Below are 22,670 nucleotides of genomic sequence, written 5' to 3' on the forward strand. Positions count from 1 at the left end.
TTAGTTCAGATCAATTCGTTTATTGAAGTAGCGATACAATACATCGACGAGCAGGTTCACGAATACGAAGATAATGGAAGCGATTAGTACGCCGCCTTGTACAACAGGCAAATCACGCATGCGGATCGCATCGACGATTAGACGACCCAAGCCGTTTATGGCAAATACAGATTCTACGAGAACGGTCCCACCCAAAAGGAATCCGAACTGCAAGCCAACGACCGTAATAATTGGGATCAACGCGTTTTTCAAAGCATGCTTGTAAATGATGACTGTTTCACGCAAGCCTTTTGCTTTCGCTGTACGGATGTAGTCTTGACGCACGACGTCGAGCATACTGGAGCGAGTCATACGAGCAACGATGGCAGCCCCAGCGGTACCGAGTGTGATCGCTGGCAAAATCATGTGCTTCCAAGTGCCCCAGCCGGCAACCGGGAAGAGTTGTAGCTTGACGGAAAACGTGTAGATCAAGCTCAAGCCGAGCCAAAAGCTTGGCAAGGATACGCCGAGCAAGGCAATAACCATAATCGTAATATCAGCAGCAGAGTATTGCTTGGTAGCAGAGATGATACCTGCGATCATACCGAGTACAACTGTTACAAAAATACTGGCGAGTGCGAGTTCGATGGTAGCAGGCAAGCGCGCCATGATCTCATCCCACACGGGGAGATTAGAGCGAAGGGATGTACCTAGATCGCCTTGGAACACGTTGGCGACATATTGCGCGTATTGAACCATGATCGGTTGATCCAAGCCGAGCTGTGTACGCATGTTCGCAATCGTTTCTTCAGAAGCGCCTTCACCAGCGAGCAATACCGCCGGGTCGCCAGGAACCATTTGCATGATCAAAAAGACGACCAGAATGACACCGAGCAGGACGGGAATCATCTGTAGCAGGCGACGGATAATGTAAACAAACATGAAGATTTCCCTCCTATTGTTTCATTCGTGGATCGAGAGCGTCCCTGAGGCCGTCCCCAAAGATGTTGAAGCCGAGAACAAGAGTTGCAATAGCGAAACCAGGGAACATGGCCAGATGCGGAGCGGTAAACAAGAAGTCGCGTCCATTACTGAGCATGGCGCCCCACTCCGGCAGAGGAGGCTGTGCTCCCAGTCCGAGGAACGAAAGGCCAGCGGCGGATAGAATCGCGGTAGCTAAGCGCATCGTTGCCTGTACGATAATAGGAGACAAAATGTTTGGAAAAATGTGTCTAAAGATAATCGTGAAGTCATTGGCACCGAGTGAGCGGATCGCATCGATGTACTCCAGTTTTTTCACGGTCAAAGTAGAGCCGCGGACGATCCGTGCAAATACAGGAATCGAGAAGATACCAACGGCGATCATTACATTAAAGAGACTAGGGCCCAATGCACTGACAATGGCCAGAGATAGCAGGATTCCCGGGAAGGCGAGAAGGACATCGATGATACGGGAGATGACCGTATCTACCCAGCCTCCGTAGTAACCGGATAATAAGCCGAGAATAATTCCGAAAAATGCACCAATAAAGACGGCGACGAATCCGACGGACATCGAGAGCTGCGTTCCGTATAAAAGACGGCTCATGACATCCCGACCTTTGTCATCGGTACCCATCCAGTGTTCAGCAGATGGTGGCTTCAATTTGTTAACCAAATCAATCTCATAGGGATCGTAAGGAGCGATGAATGGTGCCAACAGGGCAATCGCGATGTAAAAAATCACGATACAGCCGCCTACCATGGCGAGTTTGTTTTTTCGTAGTTTCCTGTAAAAAGTCCGCCATCTACTAGGGCGTGCAGCCGCTGCTTTCGGCGGAAGAGCTTGATTGGTTGGTGCGATCTCAACCTTCATGGTGTAACCCCTCCTTTGCTTACGTCAAAGTTATCAGAAAAATGTACGAAGTAAAGGCAATTTGAACAAGTCGTAAAAATAGTGAAAATAGACGTAAAGATTGTGCAAATCAAGTCTTCCGGCTTTCTAGATAATGGGGGAGAAAGGAATGGAGAGAGACAAAGAGAGGGTGGATAATGGATGGGCGTTACCTATTGGTTGACCAATGTTCGTTTGGAGACGGGCTACCGTCGGGAAAACGGTGTCGTCACGGGGACAGAGGCATCCTTGTTTCACATTTTAGTAAAAGACGGAAAATTCGCGCGTATTGTACCAGCGACCGAGAAGCTTACAGACGGTATTTTACAAAAGGATGCAAAAGGCTTATTGGCACTCCCATCTTTCGTAGAGAAGCATGTTCATTTGGACAAAACGCTTCAGGGAGAACCATGGCGGGCTGTCATTCCTGTATCCAATATTATTGAGCGTTGCGAGATTGAGAAGCGCACGCTGCCAGGATTGCCGACAACCACACAAGAGCGTGCGGAGAATCTGTTGGAGATCCTCTTGTCTTATGGCTCGACACATGTACGTACACATGTGGACATTTACCCAGAAGTGGGAATCTCCAATTTGGAATCAGTAAAAGTAGCATTAGCAACCTACGCGGATCGAGTCACCCACGAGATCGTCGCATTCCCGCAGCATGGCTTGTTGCGTACAGACGCAAAAGTACTCTTGCGTGAGGCATTGCGCCAAGGTGCGACTCATGTCGGGGGCGTAGATCCAGCTAATGTGGATGGTGATATAGAAGAATCTTTGCACCAGATGATGGAGCTGGCGGTGGAAGCAAACGCAGGTGTGGACTTGCATTTGCATGATCCCGGACATTTGGGAACTTACACGATGAAGCGACTGGCAGCAATGACCGTAGACGCTGGCTGGCAAGGCCGCGTAGCAATCAGCCATGCGTTTGCGCTCGGAGACATCCCTGTACAAGAAGCAGAAGAGATGGCGACGATCCTGCGGGAAGCGGGCATCACAATCATCACCAGTGTGCCATTTAGCCGCGTCATTCCACCTGTGCAGTTGTTGCACCAAAATGGCGTAGACGTTGCGGTCGGCTGCGACAACATTTTTGACACGTGGCAGCCATACGGAAATGGCGATGTACTGGAGCGCCTCTGGCGACTGGCTGAACGTAATCGTTGGCTGGACGAGCTGTCCCTGTCACAATCACTGCGTTTTATCACAGGTGGCAAAACGACGCTGGATGCCAACGGAACACAGCTCTGGCCTGCACAAGGTGAAGACGCTAGCCTGATCCTCGTGGACGCGACCTGCTCGGCAGAAGCAATCGCGCGCCGTGCCGAGCGACACGCTGTATTCTTCAAAGGCACTCTCGCTTCTGGTCAAGTGGAAGAAGTGAACGTTTAAGAGGGGGGAAAAGCCGGTGAAATCTTCTCCTTATTGGATCGTCAACGCTCGATTGGAAATCGGGTATGAGTGGGAAGAAGGCGTGATCAGTGGAACGCGGACAGAGTTGTGCGATTTGCTCATTGAGTATGGGAAAATTACGCGGATTGTCCCTTCCAGTGAGATTTTGGAGGATGGGCTGCCTAAGAAGGACGCGAAAGGCTTACTGATTTTGCCGTCTATGGCCGAGAAGCACATTCATCTGGAAAAAACGTATTACGGCGGCCCATGGAAGGCAACAACTCCCGTAAAAAACTTGTTCGAACGCCACGCTGAGGACAGAGGGCTGTTGCCGATGTATCTCAAGCAGGCTCAGACAGGAGCAGAAAATATTCTCTCGCTGCTGGTGGAAACAGGAGTTACTCATGTAAGAACGCATTGTCATGTGGACACACAGGTTGGTCTTGGGTTTTTGGAAGGAATGAAGAATGCGTTTGAGACGTATGCAGACCGTGTCTCACACGAAATCGTTGCTTTCCCGCATTATGGCATGCTGCGTACACAAGCACGCAACATGGTACGTGAGGCACTACGTCAAGGCGCCACTCATGTAGGTGGCGTCGATCCAGGTGGAGTAGACAGCGACATCGAGCGTTCACTGCAAACGATGCTAGAGCTGGCAGTCGAAGCGGATGCCGACATTGACATGCATTTGCATGATCCGGGGCATCTCGGAGTCTTTACGATGAAGCGCCTCGCTACTCTGACGGAAGAGGCAGGCTGGCAAGGACGTGTCACGATTAGTCACGCGATGGGTTTGGGCGATGTTTCGCAGGAAGAAGCCAGAGAGATGGCACAACGACTCGCCTCCCTTGGTATCTCCATTGCATCAACCGTGCCGATCAATCGCCAGACCATTCCGATTCCGTTGCTGCATCAGGAAGGGGTTGCCGTCATGCTTGGAAACGACAGCTTGACCGACAACTGGACACCCTTTGGCAGTGGAGACTTGTTGGAAAAAGCAGGACGACTGGCTGAACGCTTCCGCTTGACGGATGAAAGATCGTTAGGGGTAGCACTCGGCTTCGTGACAGAAGGGCGGATCACTCTAGATGAAACCGGGAATCGCCTGTGGCCATTGGTTGGAGATGAGGCGAGCCTGATGGCGGTCGAAGCGACATGTTCAGCAGAAGCTGTTGCGAGACGTGCGAAGCGCAAGGTCGTTCTTTTCCAAGGCAATCGGGTAGCGGGTGAGTGGTAATACTACTTTGAAATAGAAAGGATGTCATGGATAGATGTCTACAGCCTATTGGATTACCAACGTCCGCTTGGAGAGCGGGTACCGCAAAGAAAACGACAAGGTGGTTGCTACAGATACTGAAGTGGCGCATCTATTAATCGAAGACGGACGAATTTCACAGATCGTGAGTGGAGCTGCTCCACAAACCGAGCTGCCAACGAAGGATGCCAGCGGTCTGTTGGCACTGCCGTCTTTCCGGGATATGCACATCCACATCGATAAAACGTACTATGGCGGTCCTTGGAAAGCCGTGACACCAGTGAAAAACATCTTGGGTCGATTGGAAGAAGAGAGCCAGCTCATGCCAAAGCTGTTGCCAACAGCACAAGAGCGCGCAGAAAAAATGCTGGGATTGCTGCTGTCCGCAGGCTCCACCCATATTCGCTCCCATTGTAATATCGATCCGTACATCGGACTTAAAAACCTGGAAGCAACTATGGCAGCCCTGGAGACCTTCAGCGGCAGATTGCAGTGTGAGGTTGTTGCTTTCCCGCAGCAAGGTCTTCTGCGAAGCAACCAAGTGGAGAACATTCGCCAAGCCTTGAAAATGGGCGCGACCTATGTTGGTGGTGTAGACCCGGCGACTGTGGATCAAAACATCGAGAAATCGCTCGCTACCATTTTTGAGCTGGCAGTCGAAGCGAATGCACCAATCGACGTTCACTTGCATGACCCGGATCATCTCGGGGTGTTTACATTCAAGCGTCTGGCTAAAATGACCGAAGAAGCAGGTTGGCAAGGTCGGGTTACCATCAGCCATGCCAACTCCCTTGCTGACATCAGCCTGGAAGAAGCAGGCGACGTAGCTGAAATGCTCGCTGGCTTGGGCATTTCGATCACTTCCACTGTACCGGTGAATAGAGGGACGATTCCCATTCCATTGCTGCATGAAAAAGGTGTCTCCGTCTCGCTCGGAGACGATAGTATTACCGATCACTGGTCGCCATTTGGACAAGGCGATAGCTTGGAAAAAGCAGGTCGCCTGGCAGAGCGCTTCCGCATGCAGGATGAGCGTTCGCTGTCCCAAGCACTGGGCTTCATTACGGGCGGGAAAACACCGCTGGATAAAGAGGGCAACCGCATGTGGCCGAATGTTGGCGACGAGGCGGATATCGTATTCGTTCACGCATCCTCGGCAGCAGAAGCAGTTGCACGCCGTGCGAAGCGTCAAGCAGTGATGTTCCGCGGGAATGTTGTTTCTGGGGCATTGTAAAATCAATTCGATAACTTTTAAGAGGCAGAACCATTATGGTTTTGCCTTTTTTGTCGTCCTGTGTCCTACATGGATTGGTCCCACTGTTAAATATTATGTCTCCAACAGGAGCAAGCGTCGTTTTAAAGAAGGGCTTTCATTAACACCATAAACTTCATTTGAGATTGATTTAATCTTCATCTTATATTGATCTCTCGATGATAAAAATCTATACAACAGCTTGTATATATCATTCGATCATATACAAAAAATATTATCTGAATTTTATATACGAAAAGCTGTTGCATTATGTATTTGGGATCACGAATCAAGAAGAGAGGAGGCTGCTTGGAAACAGGATTGGATGTAGCGAATATTCATGCAGAACATGTCATTCGTTTTGAACAAGGTTAAGGAAATTCCAATGAAAGAAAAGGGAGGGTTATTAATGAAAAAACGAAGCCAAAAAATTTCTTGTTTGTTAGCTTTTATGCTTTTAACGTCTTCTTTTCCAGGATCTTTTATTGCTCCTTCAGTTGCAAAAGCAAACAGTGTAGCAGCAAACAGTGTAGCAGCAAACAGTGTAGCAGCAAACAGTGTAGCAGTAGACTCTAGCACATTAGAAGGGGTAATTGAGGGGGTGTTTGGAGTATTTGATGCTAAGTTTGGTTATCCAATTAAGAATCCAGTTGGGTCTGCTGCGGGTCCGGTTCTTGCCATTCTTAACATAGTTTCTGCAGCTTTAGATTATTTTTTGGATAAAGATTCTGTTGAAAATGGTAGAGATGACGAATTACAAGCTTTTTTACCCCCAAGTTTTGGCTATAACCAGTTTAACATAATTGCCTACAATCCTTATGCCACAAAAGGTCTTATGACAGATAACCCAACATCCAGCAGTGATGAAGTGGTGTTTCGTGTTAAAGTGTATAGTGAGTTTGGAGCAAATGAACCAACTGAATATGTTTTACGTAATCTTGAGCAAATTACAATTCCAACCAATTCAAGTACACAAAATCTAATTCTTGAATTTTATGACAAAGATGCTGATACACCATTTGAAAGATATTATTTACCTGCTAGTCAACATAATAAAGATAAAGGTATAGCTTTAACAAAAGCAAAATCTAAAAATAATGTTTTTTACTTAGAAAAAGAAACAGAACTCGTTTCAAATTTGGTGGCTATGTTAGCTTTTGTTGGTGGAGATGGTAGGAGATATTTGGATCTTTCGACAGCCTTTAGTAACGGTACTTTAACCGAAGAACGAATGGAACAACTTAGACGAAAGACACGAAACATTGGTAAATCAGCGATGACGGATTCGAATTTAATAAGCAATGAATCCATTGGGAACCTATTGAATGTTTGGAAAAGTCCGACACACTTGTTGCGAGGAAACCCAGATATCAATTATGGAAGTTTATATCACGGTCAGTATACCCAAAATACTCAGAAGCTAGCACAGTATGGCAGTCTGAAATTTGAAAATAACGGAAAAACAACGTATCAAATGTACATTCCTAAGCCCGGCTTCTATAAGATGAGTTTTCAATTTGCTTACGATCAAGAAATGAATTTTAAGGTGAAAAATGTTAAAAACGGTGCTTTACTTGAAGACATTAAGCGAAATAAACCGGATTCTAGTCAAAAAGTAACTGAATCAAGTGCACCTCGTGAAATTAAATTAAATCAGGGAGTACTTGTTTTTGAGGTAGAGGGAAGTTCTTTTGATTTAGATGCTATCACATTCCAATATTCAGGGCCGCTTTCTGATGCAGAACAGAGCAAGCGAGATTATATTGCGGAACGTGTAGAAGCTGCTAGGCTGGATACATTTAATGTTCTTGATTATGCTAATCGTAATAGCGGTACGAAAGAGGCTCTTGAAGACACCTTGTCTAGGCTAAATTATAATAAAACGAATCTAGTAAACACAAAAAATGATCTAATAGGTAGAGAATATAGTTCTGAAGAGCTTCTCATGCAGACTTTAGAAGGATATATTGAGCAAATTAATCATCGTATTAGTATAACTGAAACGTTAAAAAATAATGTACCAGATGAGATAAATATTAAGATTGAAGCTGAAAATTATTTTTATGGAAGTGATGGTGTAGAAAAACGAGGAACACATATTTTTATACCAGACAAAGCAAATAACCCATATATCACGTTTGATTTTACGGTTCCAAAAACAGGTAGATATAAAATAGAGTATCTGATTTCTACGGATCAATGGTTTAAGATTCGGATGTATGAAGGATTCAAAGAAGTAGACTATCTGATGCAACGGGGTTCTGCTTCTAGTCTAGATGCGCCAGTTTTTAAGACGTACACTTCTATTGGTAATGAGGTATATCTTCAAGAAGGATATAACCTTCTAAACATGAAATCTGAAGATGGTAGCTTCTTGTTGGATGAAATAAATCTAAAATATATTGGTGAATAATGAGTATAAAAATCGGTTCTGAAATGAATTTTGTGTAAGCTCAATTTTTATGAGTGTGTCCACCACAAATATAGGTGTAATTAAGAAAGAGTGTTTCATGGGAAGTTTTGTCATAAGTTTAAATTTGAGGCCTATTGAGGGGGCGCTTCAGGTTGATCAGAAGCTGCCCTCCACACGAGAAATGAGCGGTTTGCTAAAAAGGTGAGCCGCATGATATTTGGCCATTTAATGAGCTACCTGTTAAGGATAGCTCTTTTTGTGTTTATTTCAGAAGAGATAGGGAATCTTTTCGTTCGGGGGAAAGGAATAGCTGATCTGCAGACATGTGGAGAAAAAGAACTGTCACTAACTACAGTTCAAAATCCATGACGAGGATTTATTTTCCTTTATCTTAGTTTATTCCAATTTTATTAAACAATGGTTTTCATTTGCGTTACTATTAATAAATCTCATATTTTTCAGACATATTTTCGGGGGTGTCATTTTGTCGTTCATTGCAGAGACAAAAAACGTAGAACGCACGTTTGGTAGAGGGGCAACTGCTGTTAGAGCGCTTGCGGGCGTAAAAATGCGCGTAGAATCAGGCCGATTGCTCGTACTAAAAGGCAGATCAGGCTCAGGAAAAACGACTCTATTAAACCTTTTGGGTGGTCTCGATCGTCCGACGGTAGGAAGCGTGTACTTTCAGGGACGAGAAATCGGCCAGCTATCGGATCATGAGCGAACGAAGATTAGGCAAAAGAACATGGCGTTTATCTTCCAGTCGTTTGGCTTGCTTCCGCTGATGTCAGCCGCTGAAAACGTCGAGTTTGGACTCCGGCTGTCAGGGGTGCCTGCTGCCGAATGGAGGGAGCGTGTTCGCGAATCGCTTGACATCGTTGGGCTGTCCAAAAGGGTGCATCATCGGCCGTTTGAGATGTCCGGTGGAGAACAGCAACGCTGTGCGATTGCCAGAGCTGTTGCGAACAGGCCGACACTACTATTGGCGGATGAGCCGACAGCTGAGCTGGATAGTAAAACAGGTCTGCAAATTAGCCGTTTGTTTCGCCAACTGGTCGATGAAGGTGCTATGAGCATTGTCATGACGACACATGATCCTGGTGTAATGGAGGTGGCGGACGATGTCTATGAATTGGAGGACGGTCGTATCAAGGAATAGCAAAATAAAATGGGCGTACTTGACCGTTTTCCTTTTGTTGACGGGCTGTTCCCTATTTCCTAAGGAAGAAGAGGTGCTGGCTCCGCCATTAGTGGAGCCGTCACCTATCAAATACGAGGTGGCAGAAGTTTTAAAAGGGACGATCGTAAAAAGTGTGAAAGGAAACGCCTCCTTCACGACCGTGAAAACGGCGGAGCTCTCTTTTCCAGAGACGAAGGGACTGCGGCTAAAGTCGTTTTCTGTCCAAGGCGGCGATCAGGTGAAAAAAGGACAGGTGCTTGCTGAATTGGATGCGGCTGAAATGGAGAGAGCGATCGAGTCGGCCCGGTATGAAGTGGAGAAGGCAAAGCTGGAGCTGCTTGAAGCCCAGCAGGATAATCACTACGAAGTTGAATCCGCCAAGCTGGACGTTTTGAAGGCAGAGATGAACGCCAAGGTAAACGAGACCAAGCTAGCCAAGATCGAATTGGAAAAGACTCAGCTAGACTTGGCAAAATTGCAGGATCCCAAGAAGAGGCAGTACGTGGTGGAGCGTGCCAGGCTGAACGTGAAGCAAAAAGAGATGGACCTGAAGAACCTGCAACAGCGTTGGGCCGAGACCAAGCTGATCGCGCCCTTTGACGGCATCGTGCTTTTTACAAGCAACGAGCAGGTGGGAGATGAGGTAGAAGCGCATCAAAAGTTGGTAACGATAGGCGATCCGAACAAGCTGTTCGTGGTGTATACCGCTCCCGAGAAAGAGGCGCTGCAAGATGTTAGGGAAGGGATGAAAGTGATTCTCTCGGGCAAAGACAACGAAAAAGGCGAGGGGACAGTTGTTCAGACACCCCTGCATGTCCCATCCAATTTACCAGAGGATTTGACAAAGCTGTATCAGAGAAGTCTACTCATTGCACCGAAAATCCCCCCGAAGGGCTTGGAGATCGGGACAGGGGTCAGTATTGAAGTGATTGTGGACAAGCAGGATCAGACGCTTTTTATACCGAGGAAAGCCCTTCATGAATTATCGGGCAGGAAGTACGTTCGGGTGCTCGACGGAAATAGCAAGAAGGAAGTGGACGTGGAGACCGGTATCATGACCCAGACGGAGGTTGAGATTCGCAAAGGTCTTTCGGCAGGCCAACTGGTTATTTTGGAATAGGGGGACAATGTCGTGGCGATGCTGCAAATGATCTTGCGGAAAATGATGAATAACCGCTGGCTGGTCGGCAGTCTGTTGATTGGTCTGATCGTCGCTGTCGGATTGGTATCGAGTATACCCGCATTCACGTCAGGGGTACTCCAACGCATGTTGATCAAGGATATGGAGGAATACCAGAAGAATGTGAACCGCTTCCCCGGTGGCTTGCTGATCGCGGTCAATCAAAACAAGCTAGGAAAGAATGGGGCGGTTCTTGTAGACGAAATGACCGCTCATCTGCAAAACGAAGTAATCGCTGAACTGGATGTCCCGGTATATGCAGAAGTGACAGTTTTGCGGACCATTCCGTTTAATGCCATACAGGAAAACATACAGTCGAAGAGCCCAGTCAGTTCCGACAGTTCACGGATCTATTCGCTGAGTGGACTTGCGCAGCATATGACGCTTGTCGACGGTCGCCTGCCTGCTGCAACTCCCGTTGATGGCGTGTACGAAGCGTTGGTAACGGAAAAAGCGTTAAAGGACCGCCGGATGGTGCTAGGCAGCTTGTATGAGCTGACCACGATCCAGGTAGAAGGACTCAAGGTGCGAATCAAGCCGGTCGGTGTTTTCAAGGAAAAAGAGGGGAACGATCCGTATTGGTTTGCTTCGACCAGTGAATACTCCGGTGGTTTCGTATTGGATGAAAAGCTTTTTCGGAGTGTGTTTTTGGAAGAGAAAAATCTGGTCATTTCAACCCAGATGTATACGGCCCTTCACTACCAATCATTTCGGATCAGCGATACAGAGAAGCTGAATTCAATGGTGACTGGAATCGAAGGGAAGCTACAACAGCAAGGATTGAAAAAAGCGGAGATCAACGTTCAGTTTCCGGCGGCTAGTCTCGTGGGCAAGTACAATGAGCAAGAGAAGCAATTCAAAACCATTCTCTGGTCACTCTACATCCCCATTTTCATTATGCTGGGCCTCTATCTCGTGATGGTTTCAGGATTAATTGTGGAAAGGCAACGAACGGAAATTGCAGTACTGGGCAGCAGGGGAGCCAGCAGAATGCAGATCTTTTCTATTTATTTCATGGAGATCGCCATTCTCGGTTTATGCGCTTTTCTGATCGGTCCCTTTGTGGGGATTCAGCTTAGTAAGATACTTGGCGTCTCGAATGGATTTCTCGAATTTGTCGATCGTAAAGGGTTGGATGTCACGATCAGTCCGGAAGTATTCGTGTATGCTGCGTGGATGGTCGTTGCTTGTATCGCACTTGTTTTGATTTCTGTGTTTCTGGCAACCAGGCAAAATATCGTCACGCACAAGCAAAACATGGCGAGAATGAGTGGATCCGCCATTTGGCACCGGCTGTTTTTCGACGTATTGCTGCTTGCGATATCGTGGTATGGATGGTATTCCTATCAAAACGCCGCTGAAACCGCAGCAAAAACGAGTGAAGGAGCTACGGCGATCTCAATCGACTTCCTTCTCTTTTTTGTGCCCGTTCTGTTTTCACTCGGTTTTGGTCTGCTGCTTCTCCGATTGTACCCGTGGCTCCTTCGTCTGATGTCTTGGGCAGGACGCTCCTTCTTCCCGCTTTCTCTGCATACGACGCTGGTTCAGGTAGGGAGAGCGCCACGTCAGTATCATTTTCTCATGCTGTTTGTGACGATTACGGTCGCAGTAGGAATGTTCAGTGCAAGCATGGCACGGACGATCAATCAAAATGCAGAGGAGAAAATCGGGTACCTTATTGGCGCGGATATTCGTTTAAAGGCAGAGTGGCAGAGCGACAAACCGGAAGTAACGGTCTATCGGGGAGGAAGGAATGCGGAAGAAGGTGAGGGTGCAGAAGTGGAACAAGCGCCTGCCGCTCCTCCCGTTCAGTATGTAGAGCCGGATTTCGAAGTGTACAGTCGATTGCCTGAGGTTGAGCATGCAACAAAAGTCTTTGTGAACGGCCTGGCGGAGGCTTCTTTCCGGGGCGATCCTGTGAAGGACATCACCTTGATGGGGATCGAGCCCAAAGAGTTTGCTAAGGCCGCTTGGATGAAGCCTGACTTGCTGCCGCATCACTTCCACGCTTATTTGAATTTGATAGCAAAAGAACCGCGTGCCCTGTTGCTGTCTCGCAGCCTCGCTGACAAGCTGCAAGTGGTGGAGGGACAAACCATCCTGTTCGGATGGGGAGATTCTCGCAGGGTTGAAATGATTGTGTATGCCATCGTGGATTACTGGCCGGGATGGAATCCTGCGCCTGTAAAAAGTACATATGGAAGCAGAATGGAAGAACAGTATTTGGCAGTCGCCAATCTCCCGTTTGTGCAAGACAAGATGCGTCTGGAGCCATATGAGGTTTGGATCAAAATGAAAGAGGGATCGTCTTCTGAGTCGCTTTACAAGGGACTGTCACAAGAGGGAGTCAAGCTCGCCATGCTGAATAATGCCAGACAGCAAGTGATCCAGACGAAAAACAGCGCATTTTATTTAGGGCTGAACGGATCGTTGACGCTTGGGTTCTTGCTTTCCATGCTGGTCACCTTTATCGGCTACGTGTTGTATTGGGTGCTTACACTTGGAGCCAGAAAATTGCAATACGGCGTGTTCCGCGCGATGGGAATGCCATTCAGACAGCTTCTTGCCATACTCGCGTGGGAGCAACTCTTGACGTTTGGCGTCGCTTTTGCGATGGGAATGACAGCGGGCAAGCTGGCAAATAGCCTGTTTTTGCCTGCACTCAGTCTCTATTTGCATGCCGATAAGCAAGTTCCTCCCTTTACTGTCATTTCGAAGCCGCAAGATGAACAAATCATTTATACGTTCATTGCTGTGACACTAGTTATCGGAATCGGGATCGTCGGTATTCTGCTGTCACGGATGCAGATCCATCAAGCCGTAAAGCTGGGGGAGGACTAGTCAGATGATCGTATGCGAAAATTTGGTGAAAATCTACAAGGCAAATGATCTGGAAGTGGTCGCGCTGCAAGGGTTGGATTTGCGTGTAGAGACCGGAGAGCTGATGGGGATCATTGGGAATAGTGGCAGCGGCAAATCAACGCTTCTGAACATGCTGGGAGGGCTGGACCGTCCCTCAGCAGGAAAACTTTCCGTCGCGGGAGCTGATTTATTTCGTTTGACGACTTCCGAGCTGGTTCAGTATCGCTTGCAGACCGTGGGTTTTGTCTGGCAGAACAACGCCCGCAATCTGATCCCTTATCTATCCGCGCTGCAAAATGTGGAGATGCCGATGCTTTTGCGGGGCAAGCGAAAAAGGGAGCGCGCCCACGAGTTGTTGGAACTGGTGGGGCTGGGCCACCGAAAAAAGAACAAGCTGAGCGAACTTTCCGGCGGGGAGCAACAGCGGGTAGCCATCGCGATCGCGTTGGCGAACGAGCCCAAGCTGCTTTTGGCAGATGAGCCGACTGGTAGTGTAGACACTCGAACGGCAGCTATCATTCTCGATTTGTTTCAAGAGCTGAACCGTTCGTTTGGGCTAACCGTCGTCATCGTAACTCATGACTTGGAGCTGGCACGCAAAGTCGATCGTGTCGTAGCCATTAGGGATGGGAAAACGTCCAGCGAGTTGTTGCGGCGAAAAGGAACGGAAAATAACACTTCCGAGTCTCTGGATGAGTTAGCTAACGCGGACACTCATGAGGAATTGGCGGTGCTTGATCAGGTGGGGAGGCTACAGATCCCAATGGAGTACCTCCAGGCGATCCAGGCGGACGGCAAGCTCCGAATTGAGCTGGAAGAAGATCGAATTATCCTAAAAGCGCCAGTAGCCGCTACAAAAACAGACACGCGAATGTGACGTGTCTGTTTTTGTGTTTCATTCGAGCATATAGATACCTAAAATGCATGGCACCAGCATAAAGGATCATCTCCCCCACAATGAGGGCAACAACCTCCTGTATATCGAAGTCGAATTTGATCTGAATGTAGCACACCATAGTCGGTAATCGGTTCGACGCCTGGGATTGGTTCGTCTGGGATCTCGCGCACTTTCATGTCCGACCATTTTCCGCTCCAGGAACATATACGGCACTTTAATCTCTCAGCAGTAGGGTGCAACGCATTCACGATGACGATCATACATTCTTGACTGTTGGTATTACAAGTAGGACAATCGTGAAGTTTCATGACTCATCACCTCTCAAGTTTGCATACATCCCCAAAATAATCGACAACAACCTCACGGAATTCCTGAGCGGCTCGCGAAATGTACCGACTCTTGTGCCATAATAAAGCGATTTCCCGTACCAATTCGTGATTCTCTACTTGGAGATATTTGATTTGTTCACGAGAATCTCTTGCTGTGCTTGGTATGAAGGCTATGCCAATTTCTGCTTCCACCAGCTGGATTAGCCTTGCAGGTTCATCTCCCTCATACACATATGTAGGTACAAACCCAACCGATTTGCATATAGAGTCTACGAAATCCCGTGTACCGTACCCTTTCTTTACACCGACAAACGATTCATCCTTCAGTTCTGTCAAAGATATGATACTTCGGTCTGCCAGTCGATGTCCTCTGGGAACTGCTACGAGTATAGGGTCAATGTACACGATTTGACATTCAATGCCATCCTCTTGGACAGGAGGGGAGGACAAGCAAAAATCAACTTCACCTCTATGAAGAAGCGTAACCATTTCCTGCGTAGAGAGCATTTGTACATGAAACTGGATATCCGGCCGCTTTCTCCGAAACTCTCGAAGGATATTAGGCAACGCGCTTGCGGTAGTCACCGCCAATTCAAGCGTGCCATGTTCAGGGGTGGACAAATCGCTAAGCTCCAGCTTCCCCTGTTCCAATTCAAACAAAGCTCTTTCCACCCGGCAGAGGAATTTGCTTCCGAACTCATTCAGACGCAGCTTTCTCCCTTTGCGATCAAATAGCGGGACTCCCAGATCCTCCTCCAAGCGTTGAATCGTTTTGCTTAGGGAGGATTGGGTCACATGCAGGCTTCGAGCAGCTTCGGTCACATGTTCCATTCGAGCTACCGTGAGAAAGTATTGCAGTTGAAGAAGTTCCATTCAGCACTCTCCATTCATTCCTTCAAATCAATGAAATCATAACATGAAATGCGTTGGAGTAAATGTTTGATTTCCAGTACGATATCATCAAAACGCTTTAAGGAGGGCTGAAAGTGGGGGCTCACAACAAGTGGTTGATGATTTCCGTTGGACTAGGCATATTATTGAATCCATTAAATTCTTCAATGATTTCTGTTGCGATTGCAAGGCTGCAAAATGTGTACCGTCTTGATTTCACGGCTGTTTCGTGGATTATTTTCTCTTTTTACATTGCAAGTGCTATCGCTCAACCTGTCATGGGAAAGGCAAGTGATTTGTTTGGTCGTAAGAAGATATTTCTTACAGGGCTTGTTGTATCTTTTGTTGCTTCATTATTGGCGCCATTATCACCAAGCTTTGGGTGGCTCATTGTGTTCCGAATTGTGCAATCGATCGGAACAAGCATGATGGTTGCGGTTGGAATGGCTATCGTACGAATTCATATAACGGAGAAACAAGCGACTGCGCTTTCCATACTGTCCATATTCCTATCCGGAGCAGCAGCGATTGGACCTTTTATTGGCGGGGTCTTGATTCACTATTGGGATTGGTCTGCGATCTTTCTTATTAATATTCCGTTCGTGGTGGCGAGCCTGCTGTTAGCCTGGAGGATGATTCCAAAGGATGAATCGGCATCACTTGTTGCACATAACATGTCCTTTCGAAAATGGTTGGATTTGATTGATGCAACAGGGATCTTGCTCTTCGCAGTGGGTCTGGTTGCACTGCTCGTTGGATTACTGTCAGCAAAATCATCGGGGCATGTCTCATGGTGGCATATCATGGTTGGAGGGATCGGCCTCGTTACACTAGGGGCTTTCGTACGACATGAGTTAAAAACGACTTCTCCATTTATTCCTCTACGGACATTCGCCAAGTATCCTGCGATGACATGGGTCAATGTCGAATTCATGCTCGTGAACGTCCTTTTTTACTCGCTTTTTTTCGGGCTCCCGTCCTACTTGCAAATGGTTCGTCACGTCAGTGCGTTCCATACAGGAATTCTCATGCTCAGCTTAGGTTTATGCTCACTTGTTGTTTCTCCACTAGCAGGAAGATGGATTGATCAATCAGGACCTCGACCTGCATTGTTGACATCCGCGATGCTTATGACATTTGGGTCATTGTGGCTCGTGACGTTAAATCAAGATTCACATGTGATTCGTGTATGTGTGGCGTTAGCAACATTCGGTATTAGCAACGGGTTAAACAATGTCGGAATGCAAGCAGCCTTGTTCAAAAGTTCTCCAAAAGAAATCATCGGAGTAGCATCTGGATTATTTCAAACATCCAGATACCTGGGAACCATTCTCTCCTCGTTGTTGATCGGCATTGTAATGGGAGATAAGTTTAGCGCCGAGGGGTTGCAAGCGCTTGGCATTATCCTCACGACAATCGCATTGTCTTTGGTACTGATGAGTTGGAGAAGAGAATCAAGGCAAAGGGGAGAGTCGTAGATTCATCCATCCTTATTCAAAATCGCAGGCATGATTCATCACAAATTGTTTGAATTTTTCAGTGGCAGGTGATAAATATCTCCCTTCTACCCAAGCAATTCCAATGGTACGTTGGCACTTCGGGCTTTTGACAGGGATTTGTGTGATCTTACTCTGATCCGTTCCCTTTAAATTGGGCAAAAGTGAGATTCCCAGTCCAGCAGCGACCAGTCCTGCAACGGTATCTGCTTCCTCTCCTTCAAATGTAATCGGAGGTGTAATTCCCGCTACTTGAAACAATTGCTCGACGGTGATACGAAGGGAGTATCCTGCTTTTAAATGAATAAATGATTCATCTGCAATCTCTTCCAAAGTAATCGAGGTGCGCTTTGCATATTTGTGGTCTTTGGGGACAATCACAAAAAGTTCTTCATTCCAAAGCGGCTTCCATACAAAGGGAGATTTCATATCCATAGGAGCAAGTAGACAAAGATCAAATTCTCCTCCTTGCAACTGATTCATAAGCGTATGGGAGGGACCTTGTCCGAGTCGAAAATGAATGTTTTGGAAGTGGGAGCGAAAAGAAGCCAGTAAATCAGGGATACGACTGGTACTTAACGTGTGTAGAAACCCAAGAGAAACTTCTCCCTTATCTGGATCAAGTAAATCCATGATTTCTTGTTTTCCTTCATGAAATTCCTTCATCATATTTTCGACTCGCTTTAAAAAGAGGTGACCATATTTATTGAGTCGAATCGAACGTCCCTGACGGTCAAACAAGGGCACGCCTACTTCATCCTCAAATCGGGCAATCGAACGACTAAGGGCAGACTGGGAAATCGAAAGAGCTTTGGCAGCATGTGTCACGTGTTGGATTCTTGCCAGGGTTTGAAAATATTCGAACTGTTGCCATTCCATTCGAAAGCACCACTTTCCGTTCGGATTTTTCATTACATAAATGCATAAAAAACATGATTATAATGAATTATACATCATAGATAAATGATGGTACCATGAAACCATAATCATCCTGAAATGATATGGTGATCACATGATACAACAAGGCACGCCACTCTTCCGCAAAACCAGCTTTGCTTTCTTTGCCGCTGGTTTCAATACGTTTGCTATTCTTTACTGCGTACAGCCTTTAATGCCTGAATTTTCAAAAGAATTCGCGGTTAGTCCAACGACAGCAAGCCTTTCCCTCTCCATTACAACAATGGTTCTTGCCGTCAGTATGCTCATTTTTGGTTCGTTGTCTGAAGTGTGGGGACGTAAGCCAATCATGATCGTTTCCATGCTCGCTTCGTCTGTGTTTTGTATTCTCACAGCATTCAGTCCGAACTTTCATGTTCTCCTGGTATTTCGCACGATTGAAGGAATATCATTGGCCGGTTTACCCTCCATAGCGATGGCTTATCTTGGAGAAGAAATCGAATCCAAAAGTCTGGGAGCGGCTATGGGTCTCTATATATGTGGCAATTCAATTGGGGCTGTGTTTGGCAGGGTTTTCTCAGGAATGATGAGTGACTACTTCGGCTGGCAGATCGCAATAGGGGGAGTTGGTCTCATCAGTTTAGCTGCCACACTAATTTTTTGGAACACCTTACCACCTTCCCAACATTTCAAAGCCCGCCCATTCGTTATCAGAAAGTTAAGTTTATCTTTAATGGACCATCTAAAGGCTCCAAGTCTCATTTGTTTATTTGTCATCGGCTTTTTACTTTTAGGAAGTAATGTAGCGTTGTTCAATTACATCGCTTATGTATTGCTCGAAAAGCCCTATTCACTCAGCCAAACCGTTATAAGTTGGACATTTTTAATTATGATCATCGGAATGTTCAGCTCTGTCTGGATAGGAAAATTAATCGATCGTCACGGTAAGCAAAGGCTGTTATTCATTAGCTTATTTCTTGCATTAATCGGCGTCTGTTTGACATGGGAAGCAAATCTCCTTATGAAGATAGTAGGGCTTGGATTTTTTACTTTTGGATTTTTTGGAGCTCATGCCGTTGCAAGTAGCTGGGTGGGACAGCTTGCTTTGCAGAATAAAGCACAGGCCTCATCCTTGTACTTGTTTTTCTACTATACGGGTTCAAGTGTAGGAGGAACACTCGGAGGATTGTTTTGGTCCGCATACGGATGGGGAGGCGTCATCAGCATGAATGTCGGCTTTCTCCTAGTTGGCTTCATACTTTGGGCGTGCGTCTCAAAAATGGTACAGAACGCGAAGGAAGTGACGAAAATAGCCTAAACTTGTGCCCCAAAATAAAGAAACGGAAAGACTCAGTATCGTTTTTGTGATACGAAGTCTTTCCGTTTCTTTATAGGTCAAACGATAAGCCGATTGCCAGCGCCAATAAGACGGCGAAAGCACCACCTGCAAGTGAGCCAGCGACATTGACGGCATCGTTGTTCCAACCAGCGCGACCGCGGATTCGCACGGCTGGCTTGCCGCAATGACGAGCCTGCTCGATTTCACGACCGCAAGCGCCGCAACGGTACATTTGTTGCCAAGTCGCACCGATCCATGAATCAACCAGTGACCCTATCATGCCCGCCAGTCCTGCTATGCCGATCCAAGCTGCCAGTCTAAGGGCAGGGGTGATCACATCCGGCGCAGTTTGGCCGGGTAGCGCAAGTAGCAACGATGCTGCACCGCCGATAAATAGTCCACCAGCCAGCGAAGCACCCATACCCAGGCCAGAAACACCGCCAGAAGTGCCGGGCGGAACACGCTGTCCCGTCTTGATCGATCGCGGAGGCTTGCGGCTTAAACCGCCGATTTCTGTCGCCCATGTATCAGCTGTGACCGCCGCCATCACGCCGAGGAACGCGTACCACCAAAGCGGATGCGGCCACGCCCAATTTGCTACACATAACAGGAGCCCGAGCCCGCCGTTTGCGAGCACCTGGCCGGCATCGCGTCTCCCTGTTTTCTCATAACCGCTCTCGGCCTCTTGTTTTTTATGCTTTTTCCACTTGGACAATAAGGTGGACGAGACAAAAAAAGCGATGAGGGTTCCGAACCAGATAGGGCTTCCGAGTGCGTACATCACAGTGCCCAGTATCACTGCCGCCAATAAGCCGGAACCAGACAGCGACCGTTTTACATAAGCTGCCCCCGCAATCCCAGCGCTGCAGGCCAGACCGATTAACCACTCCACAGTTTCCCGCCCCCTTTGCTTTGAACTATTATACCTCAACGCAGTAGGCAAGATGAGCGGTTTCCTCTAGAAAATGGTAAGTTTAAAATACCAATTCTGAGGAACCTTTATGAATGAAAGGATGATTGGTTATGAAGACTTCTCTCAAAGAGAATGCGGTGTCGTTTTTGCAACTGGTAGCGTCGGGGAATGTGCGAGAAGCATACCAAAGATACACAGATCCGAATTTCCGCCACCATAATCCCTTTTTCCGTGGCGATGCTCATTCTCTCATGCTTGCAATGGAAGAGAACGCCGCAAAGAATCCTCATAAGATTCTCGAAGTGAAACGTGCCATCGAAGAGGGGGATATCGTTGCGGTCCATTCCCATGTGAAGCAAAACCAAGCGGATCTTGGGGGAGCTGTGGTCCATATCTTCCGTTTTCATCACGACCAAATCGTCGAATTCTGGGATGTAGGCCAGGCCATACCGGATGATTCCCCCAATGAGAATGGAATGTTTTAAGAACGGCAGCCAGTGCATTTTGCTGCCGTTTGACCTTACTCGAAGATTTTCATTTCCCTCTGATTGATATCTAACACTTCCATCTTCACCATACCACCAAGATGATGTGGCACTAAATCAGACAATTCTTTTAACGCCATATGGAATTCATCGCTTCTTGTTTCATCTACTAATTCAATGCAGAGGAATGCGTTTTTCGTATGTTCTGTTAGCATTGTCCTCTGAGCTTCACGCCAATTCCAGCACCTGCATATGGCACCTTCATCATCTTTATAAACAATTTCCCCTTCATATGGCGAAGCATTTTCATCCTGTCCCAATGGGAGAAACGGTTCGTTGCCATTTGCCTGCGTCAGGCGAATATCGCCTACAAAAGTGTCGATATCTTCTCCACCACACGGAAGTCCATAGCGCAATGAAATGGAATTATAGATGTCAACAAGCGGGTTTATTGTTCCGATGGGGTTGCCATTTTTGACTCTTTTTAATAAAGCTTCAATGGAACACCTTGCCCCTTTCTTAGTCTTGAATTTCTGAAAAGCCTCTCGCCAAACAAAGATAACTGGATTACTGCTGAATTCCTCCAGACTTAAAAATTTATGCGCTTCTTTTTCTGCCTCCTGCAGCAGCTTCTCGTAGATTTCAACGTCCTTTCTTGCATTATTAATTCCCTGACAAATCACGATACCTATTTTTGCATGTGGAAATAACGACCAAAAATCATCTTCAATGATAAATCTAGGCATATCCTATCTCTCCGTTTCATCATGCACGCTCATGTTTTGGAGGGGCTCGCAAAGGCGGAGAAAACCCCAAGTATAATATATAAATAACCAGTTATTTGATTCACTACCTTTGAACTCGCCGTACTACCTACAATCCGCTTTCTCATACTTGCTGCGAGAACGGCATACAGCCCATCGCTAACAAAAGCTAGGATAATAAATATCGTTCCTAAAAGCAAAAATTGAACGGTGACTGACCCAGCAGTGGGTGATATGAATTGCGGAAAAAAGGCTAAAAAGAAGAGGGCTGTCTTAGGATTCATTACCTCTACAAGTGCTGATTCGTAAAAAATCTTTCGTAATTTTTTGCGAGGGGCTTTTGGAATTTCGGAATCTGTTCTATCAGCTTTTGAAAATAAAGTCTTACACCCCAGATAGATAAGATAAGCAGCACCCAAGTATTTCACGATATGAAAGGCTGTTGCTGATGTCATTAGGATCGCAGAAACTCCAATTGCTCCAGCTAAAACGTGAACAGAACCACCAAAAGAGACTCCTAGAACGGATACCAGACCCGCTTTCTTCCCCTGATCGATACTTCTTGCCATAATATAGAACACGGCTGGTCCAGGTATGATTAACAATGTAGAAGCGGCAATTACAAATAGCCAAATAGTTGAAAACTCCATAAGAAGCAGCTCCTTGTTGTATCTATAGGCTGATCACTTAAATAACTCTTTTCGTTGCTCACGCATCCACTGAGCAACCTGATTTTCCCCTTGATCATTTGATTTTTCAAACTCTGCCACAATCGATTGATAATCGGTGTTGTTGCGATTTTGGCTCATTTTGGCTGCCCCTTGAATAGAGGTGATTTCAATTTCAAAACCAACGATTCCTTTCATTTCTCGCTCAAGCAATTCAGGATGGAAGGTCTCCCAGAGCCGACCATTTTCCCGTTGAGATTCATAGTGGGTAAGCATCGAATCCAAAGCCGATTTCAGTTCATCCTTCGTGAGGATACGCGCTGTCCCATACGCATGTACAGCGAGATAGTCCCATGTGGGAACCTGTTCACTCTCATACCAGCTTGACGAAATGTAAGCGTGCGGTCCTTGAAAAATCAGCAAAACATCTCTATGGTTATCCAACGTTTTCTTCTGCATGTTTCCGTAAGCGATGTGCCCAGACGCATAGATTTTCCCTTTCTCTTCACGAATTTCTAACGGAATGTGCGTAGCCAACGGGCGGTGTTGATCAACCGTAATCAATAAAGCAAACGGGTTAGACTTCATCATTGAA

At 46.7% G+C, this 22,670-nt stretch carries 19 protein-coding genes; 11 read left to right on the forward strand and 8 right to left on the reverse strand.

All coding sequences use genetic code 11. The features are described 5' to 3' along the window. Both nikB and nikC read right to left on the reverse strand, forming a co-directional pair. Positions 1-921, reverse strand: coding sequence for a nickel ABC transporter permease (gene nikB / locus ACQ5DJ_RS13640; protein WP_392429216.1), 921 nt, complete (start codon positions 919-921; stop codon positions 1-3). A 13-nt stretch (positions 922-934) separates the two neighbouring features. Next, positions 935-1,834 carry a nickel transporter permease gene (gene nikC, locus ACQ5DJ_RS13645; protein ID WP_017250979.1) on the reverse strand — a complete coding sequence of 300 codons (900 nt, stop codon included), beginning with the start codon at positions 1,832-1,834 and terminating at the stop codon, positions 935-937. A 180-nt stretch (positions 1,835-2,014) separates the two neighbouring features. On the opposite strand from nikC, the gene ACQ5DJ_RS13650 reads away from it, so the two are divergent. The 8 genes from ACQ5DJ_RS13650 (at position 2,015) to ACQ5DJ_RS13685 (ending at position 14,272) form a co-directional block, all read left to right on the forward strand. After that, positions 2,015-3,250 carry an amidohydrolase gene (locus tag ACQ5DJ_RS13650; RefSeq protein WP_429842945.1) on the forward strand — a complete coding sequence of 412 codons (1,236 nt, stop codon included), beginning with the start codon at positions 2,015-2,017 and terminating at the stop codon, positions 3,248-3,250. Between the two features lie 16 nt (positions 3,251-3,266). Beyond that, the gene (locus ACQ5DJ_RS13655) at positions 3,267-4,490 is read left to right on the forward strand and encodes an amidohydrolase (RefSeq protein ID WP_429842946.1); all 1,224 of its coding nucleotides are present in this window, start codon (positions 3,267-3,269) and stop codon (positions 4,488-4,490) included. Positions 4,491-4,524: 34 nt separating this feature from the next. After that, complete coding sequence (locus tag ACQ5DJ_RS13660) at positions 4,525-5,742, forward strand: amidohydrolase family protein (RefSeq protein ID WP_429842947.1); 1,218 nt, start codon at positions 4,525-4,527, stop codon at positions 5,740-5,742. A 427-nt stretch (positions 5,743-6,169) separates the two neighbouring features. Beyond that, a complete protein-coding gene (locus tag ACQ5DJ_RS13665) occupies positions 6,170-8,173 on the forward strand; it encodes a hypothetical protein (protein ID WP_429842948.1) in 2,004 nt (667 codons plus the stop codon). A 484-nt stretch (positions 8,174-8,657) separates the two neighbouring features. Further along, a complete protein-coding gene (locus ACQ5DJ_RS13670) occupies positions 8,658-9,332 on the forward strand; it encodes an ABC transporter ATP-binding protein (RefSeq protein WP_429842949.1) in 675 nt (224 codons plus the stop codon). Then, positions 9,295-10,473: an efflux RND transporter periplasmic adaptor subunit gene (locus tag ACQ5DJ_RS13675; RefSeq protein WP_429842950.1), complete on the forward strand. Its 1,179-nt coding sequence runs from the start codon at positions 9,295-9,297 to the stop codon at positions 10,471-10,473. Before ACQ5DJ_RS13670 ends, ACQ5DJ_RS13675 begins: the two co-directional genes overlap by 38 nt. Before the next feature lie 18 nt (positions 10,474-10,491). Continuing rightward, positions 10,492-13,374 carry an FtsX-like permease family protein gene (locus ACQ5DJ_RS13680; protein ID WP_429843028.1) on the forward strand — a complete coding sequence of 961 codons (2,883 nt, stop codon included), beginning with the start codon at positions 10,492-10,494 and terminating at the stop codon, positions 13,372-13,374. Positions 13,375-13,378: 4 nt separating this feature from the next. Beyond that, positions 13,379-14,272: an ABC transporter ATP-binding protein gene (locus tag ACQ5DJ_RS13685; RefSeq protein ID WP_429842951.1), complete on the forward strand. Its 894-nt coding sequence runs from the start codon at positions 13,379-13,381 to the stop codon at positions 14,270-14,272. A gap of 335 nt (positions 14,273-14,607) precedes the next feature. On the opposite strand, the gene ACQ5DJ_RS13690 is transcribed toward ACQ5DJ_RS13685, so the two are convergent. Then, complete coding sequence (locus ACQ5DJ_RS13690) at positions 14,608-15,495, reverse strand: LysR family transcriptional regulator (protein ID WP_429842952.1); 888 nt, start codon at positions 15,493-15,495, stop codon at positions 14,608-14,610. Positions 15,496-15,632: 137 nt separating this feature from the next. Between ACQ5DJ_RS13690 and ACQ5DJ_RS13695 the strand changes: the two genes are divergently transcribed. Next, complete coding sequence (locus tag ACQ5DJ_RS13695; RefSeq protein WP_429843029.1) at positions 15,633-16,991, forward strand: MFS transporter; 1,359 nt, start codon at positions 15,633-15,635, stop codon at positions 16,989-16,991. Between the two features lie 12 nt (positions 16,992-17,003). Here the strand turns inward: ACQ5DJ_RS13695 and ACQ5DJ_RS13700 are convergent, their stop codons facing one another. Beyond that, the gene (locus tag ACQ5DJ_RS13700) at positions 17,004-17,888 is read right to left on the reverse strand and encodes a LysR family transcriptional regulator (RefSeq protein WP_429842953.1); all 885 of its coding nucleotides are present in this window, start codon (positions 17,886-17,888) and stop codon (positions 17,004-17,006) included. Between the two features lie 133 nt (positions 17,889-18,021). Here ACQ5DJ_RS13700 and ACQ5DJ_RS13705 point away from each other — a divergent pair, with 133 nt between their 5' ends. Further along, on the forward strand, positions 18,022-19,224 hold the full coding sequence (locus tag ACQ5DJ_RS13705; protein ID WP_429842954.1) for an MFS transporter: 1,203 nt from the start codon (positions 18,022-18,024) through the stop codon (positions 19,222-19,224). A 70-nt stretch (positions 19,225-19,294) separates the two neighbouring features. Here the strand turns inward: ACQ5DJ_RS13705 and ACQ5DJ_RS13710 are convergent, their stop codons facing one another. Further along, on the reverse strand, positions 19,295-20,137 hold the full coding sequence (locus ACQ5DJ_RS13710) for a DUF92 domain-containing protein (RefSeq protein ID WP_429842955.1): 843 nt from the start codon (positions 20,135-20,137) through the stop codon (positions 19,295-19,297). Positions 20,138-20,268: 131 nt separating this feature from the next. Between ACQ5DJ_RS13710 and ACQ5DJ_RS13715 the strand changes: the two genes are divergently transcribed. Then, the gene (locus ACQ5DJ_RS13715; RefSeq protein ID WP_429842956.1) at positions 20,269-20,643 is read left to right on the forward strand and encodes a nuclear transport factor 2 family protein; all 375 of its coding nucleotides are present in this window, start codon (positions 20,269-20,271) and stop codon (positions 20,641-20,643) included. Between the two features lie 35 nt (positions 20,644-20,678). Here ACQ5DJ_RS13715 and ACQ5DJ_RS13720 read toward each other — a convergent pair whose 3' ends face one another. Genes ACQ5DJ_RS13720 through ACQ5DJ_RS13730 form a run of 3 tightly spaced genes read right to left on the reverse strand, consistent with a single transcriptional unit; the run spans position 20,679 to position 22,666 of the window. Then, a complete protein-coding gene (locus ACQ5DJ_RS13720) occupies positions 20,679-21,389 on the reverse strand; it encodes a B3/B4 domain-containing protein (RefSeq protein ID WP_429842957.1) in 711 nt (236 codons plus the stop codon). Positions 21,390-21,418: 29 nt separating this feature from the next. Continuing rightward, positions 21,419-22,057 carry a LysE family translocator gene (locus tag ACQ5DJ_RS13725; protein ID WP_429842958.1) on the reverse strand — a complete coding sequence of 213 codons (639 nt, stop codon included), beginning with the start codon at positions 22,055-22,057 and terminating at the stop codon, positions 21,419-21,421. A gap of 33 nt (positions 22,058-22,090) precedes the next feature. Then, positions 22,091-22,666, reverse strand: coding sequence for an FMN-binding negative transcriptional regulator (locus ACQ5DJ_RS13730; protein ID WP_429842959.1), 576 nt, complete (start codon positions 22,664-22,666; stop codon positions 22,091-22,093). Positions 22,667-22,670 lie beyond the last annotated feature (4 nt).

It is taken from the genome of Brevibacillus sp. FIR094, assembly GCF_050477165.1.
In the GTDB taxonomy this organism is placed as follows: Bacteria; Bacillota; Bacilli; order Brevibacillales; family Brevibacillaceae; genus Brevibacillus.

What these genes read in the sequence shown, in the direction of transcription:
- nikC (WP_017250979.1), bottom strand. Translation starts at nt 1,834, where the DNA reads ATGAAGGTTGAGATCGCACCAACCAATCAAGCTCTTCCGCCGAAAGCA.
- ACQ5DJ_RS13675 (WP_429842950.1), top strand. Translation starts at nt 9,295, where the DNA reads ATGTCTATGAATTGGAGGACGGTCGTATCAAGGAATAGCAAAATAAAA.
- ACQ5DJ_RS13720 (WP_429842957.1), bottom strand. Translation starts at nt 21,389, where the DNA reads ATGCCTAGATTTATCATTGAAGATGATTTTTGGTCGTTATTTCCACAT.
- ACQ5DJ_RS13650 (WP_429842945.1), top strand. Translation starts at nt 2,015, where the DNA reads ATGGGCGTTACCTATTGGTTGACCAATGTTCGTTTGGAGACGGGCTAC.
- ACQ5DJ_RS13690 (WP_429842952.1), bottom strand. Translation starts at nt 15,495, where the DNA reads ATGGAACTTCTTCAACTGCAATACTTTCTCACGGTAGCTCGAATGGAA.
- ACQ5DJ_RS13660 (WP_429842947.1), top strand. Translation starts at nt 4,525, where the DNA reads ATGTCTACAGCCTATTGGATTACCAACGTCCGCTTGGAGAGCGGGTAC.
- ACQ5DJ_RS13730 (WP_429842959.1), bottom strand. Translation starts at nt 22,666, where the DNA reads ATGATGAAGTCTAACCCGTTTGCTTTATTGATTACGGTTGATCAACAC.
- ACQ5DJ_RS13700 (WP_429842953.1), bottom strand. Translation starts at nt 17,888, where the DNA reads ATGGAATGGCAACAGTTCGAATATTTTCAAACCCTGGCAAGAATCCAA.
- ACQ5DJ_RS13685 (WP_429842951.1), top strand. Translation starts at nt 13,379, where the DNA reads ATGATCGTATGCGAAAATTTGGTGAAAATCTACAAGGCAAATGATCTG.
- ACQ5DJ_RS13680 (WP_429843028.1), top strand. Translation starts at nt 10,492, where the DNA reads ATGCTGCAAATGATCTTGCGGAAAATGATGAATAACCGCTGGCTGGTC.
- ACQ5DJ_RS13705 (WP_429842954.1), top strand. Translation starts at nt 18,022, where the DNA reads ATGATACAACAAGGCACGCCACTCTTCCGCAAAACCAGCTTTGCTTTC.
- nikB (WP_392429216.1), bottom strand. Translation starts at nt 921, where the DNA reads ATGTTTGTTTACATTATCCGTCGCCTGCTACAGATGATTCCCGTCCTG.
- ACQ5DJ_RS13725 (WP_429842958.1), bottom strand. Translation starts at nt 22,057, where the DNA reads ATGGAGTTTTCAACTATTTGGCTATTTGTAATTGCCGCTTCTACATTG.
- ACQ5DJ_RS13665 (WP_429842948.1), top strand. Translation starts at nt 6,170, where the DNA reads ATGAAAAAACGAAGCCAAAAAATTTCTTGTTTGTTAGCTTTTATGCTT.
- ACQ5DJ_RS13695 (WP_429843029.1), top strand. Translation starts at nt 15,633, where the DNA reads ATGATTTCCGTTGGACTAGGCATATTATTGAATCCATTAAATTCTTCA.
- ACQ5DJ_RS13715 (WP_429842956.1), top strand. Translation starts at nt 20,269, where the DNA reads ATGAAGACTTCTCTCAAAGAGAATGCGGTGTCGTTTTTGCAACTGGTA.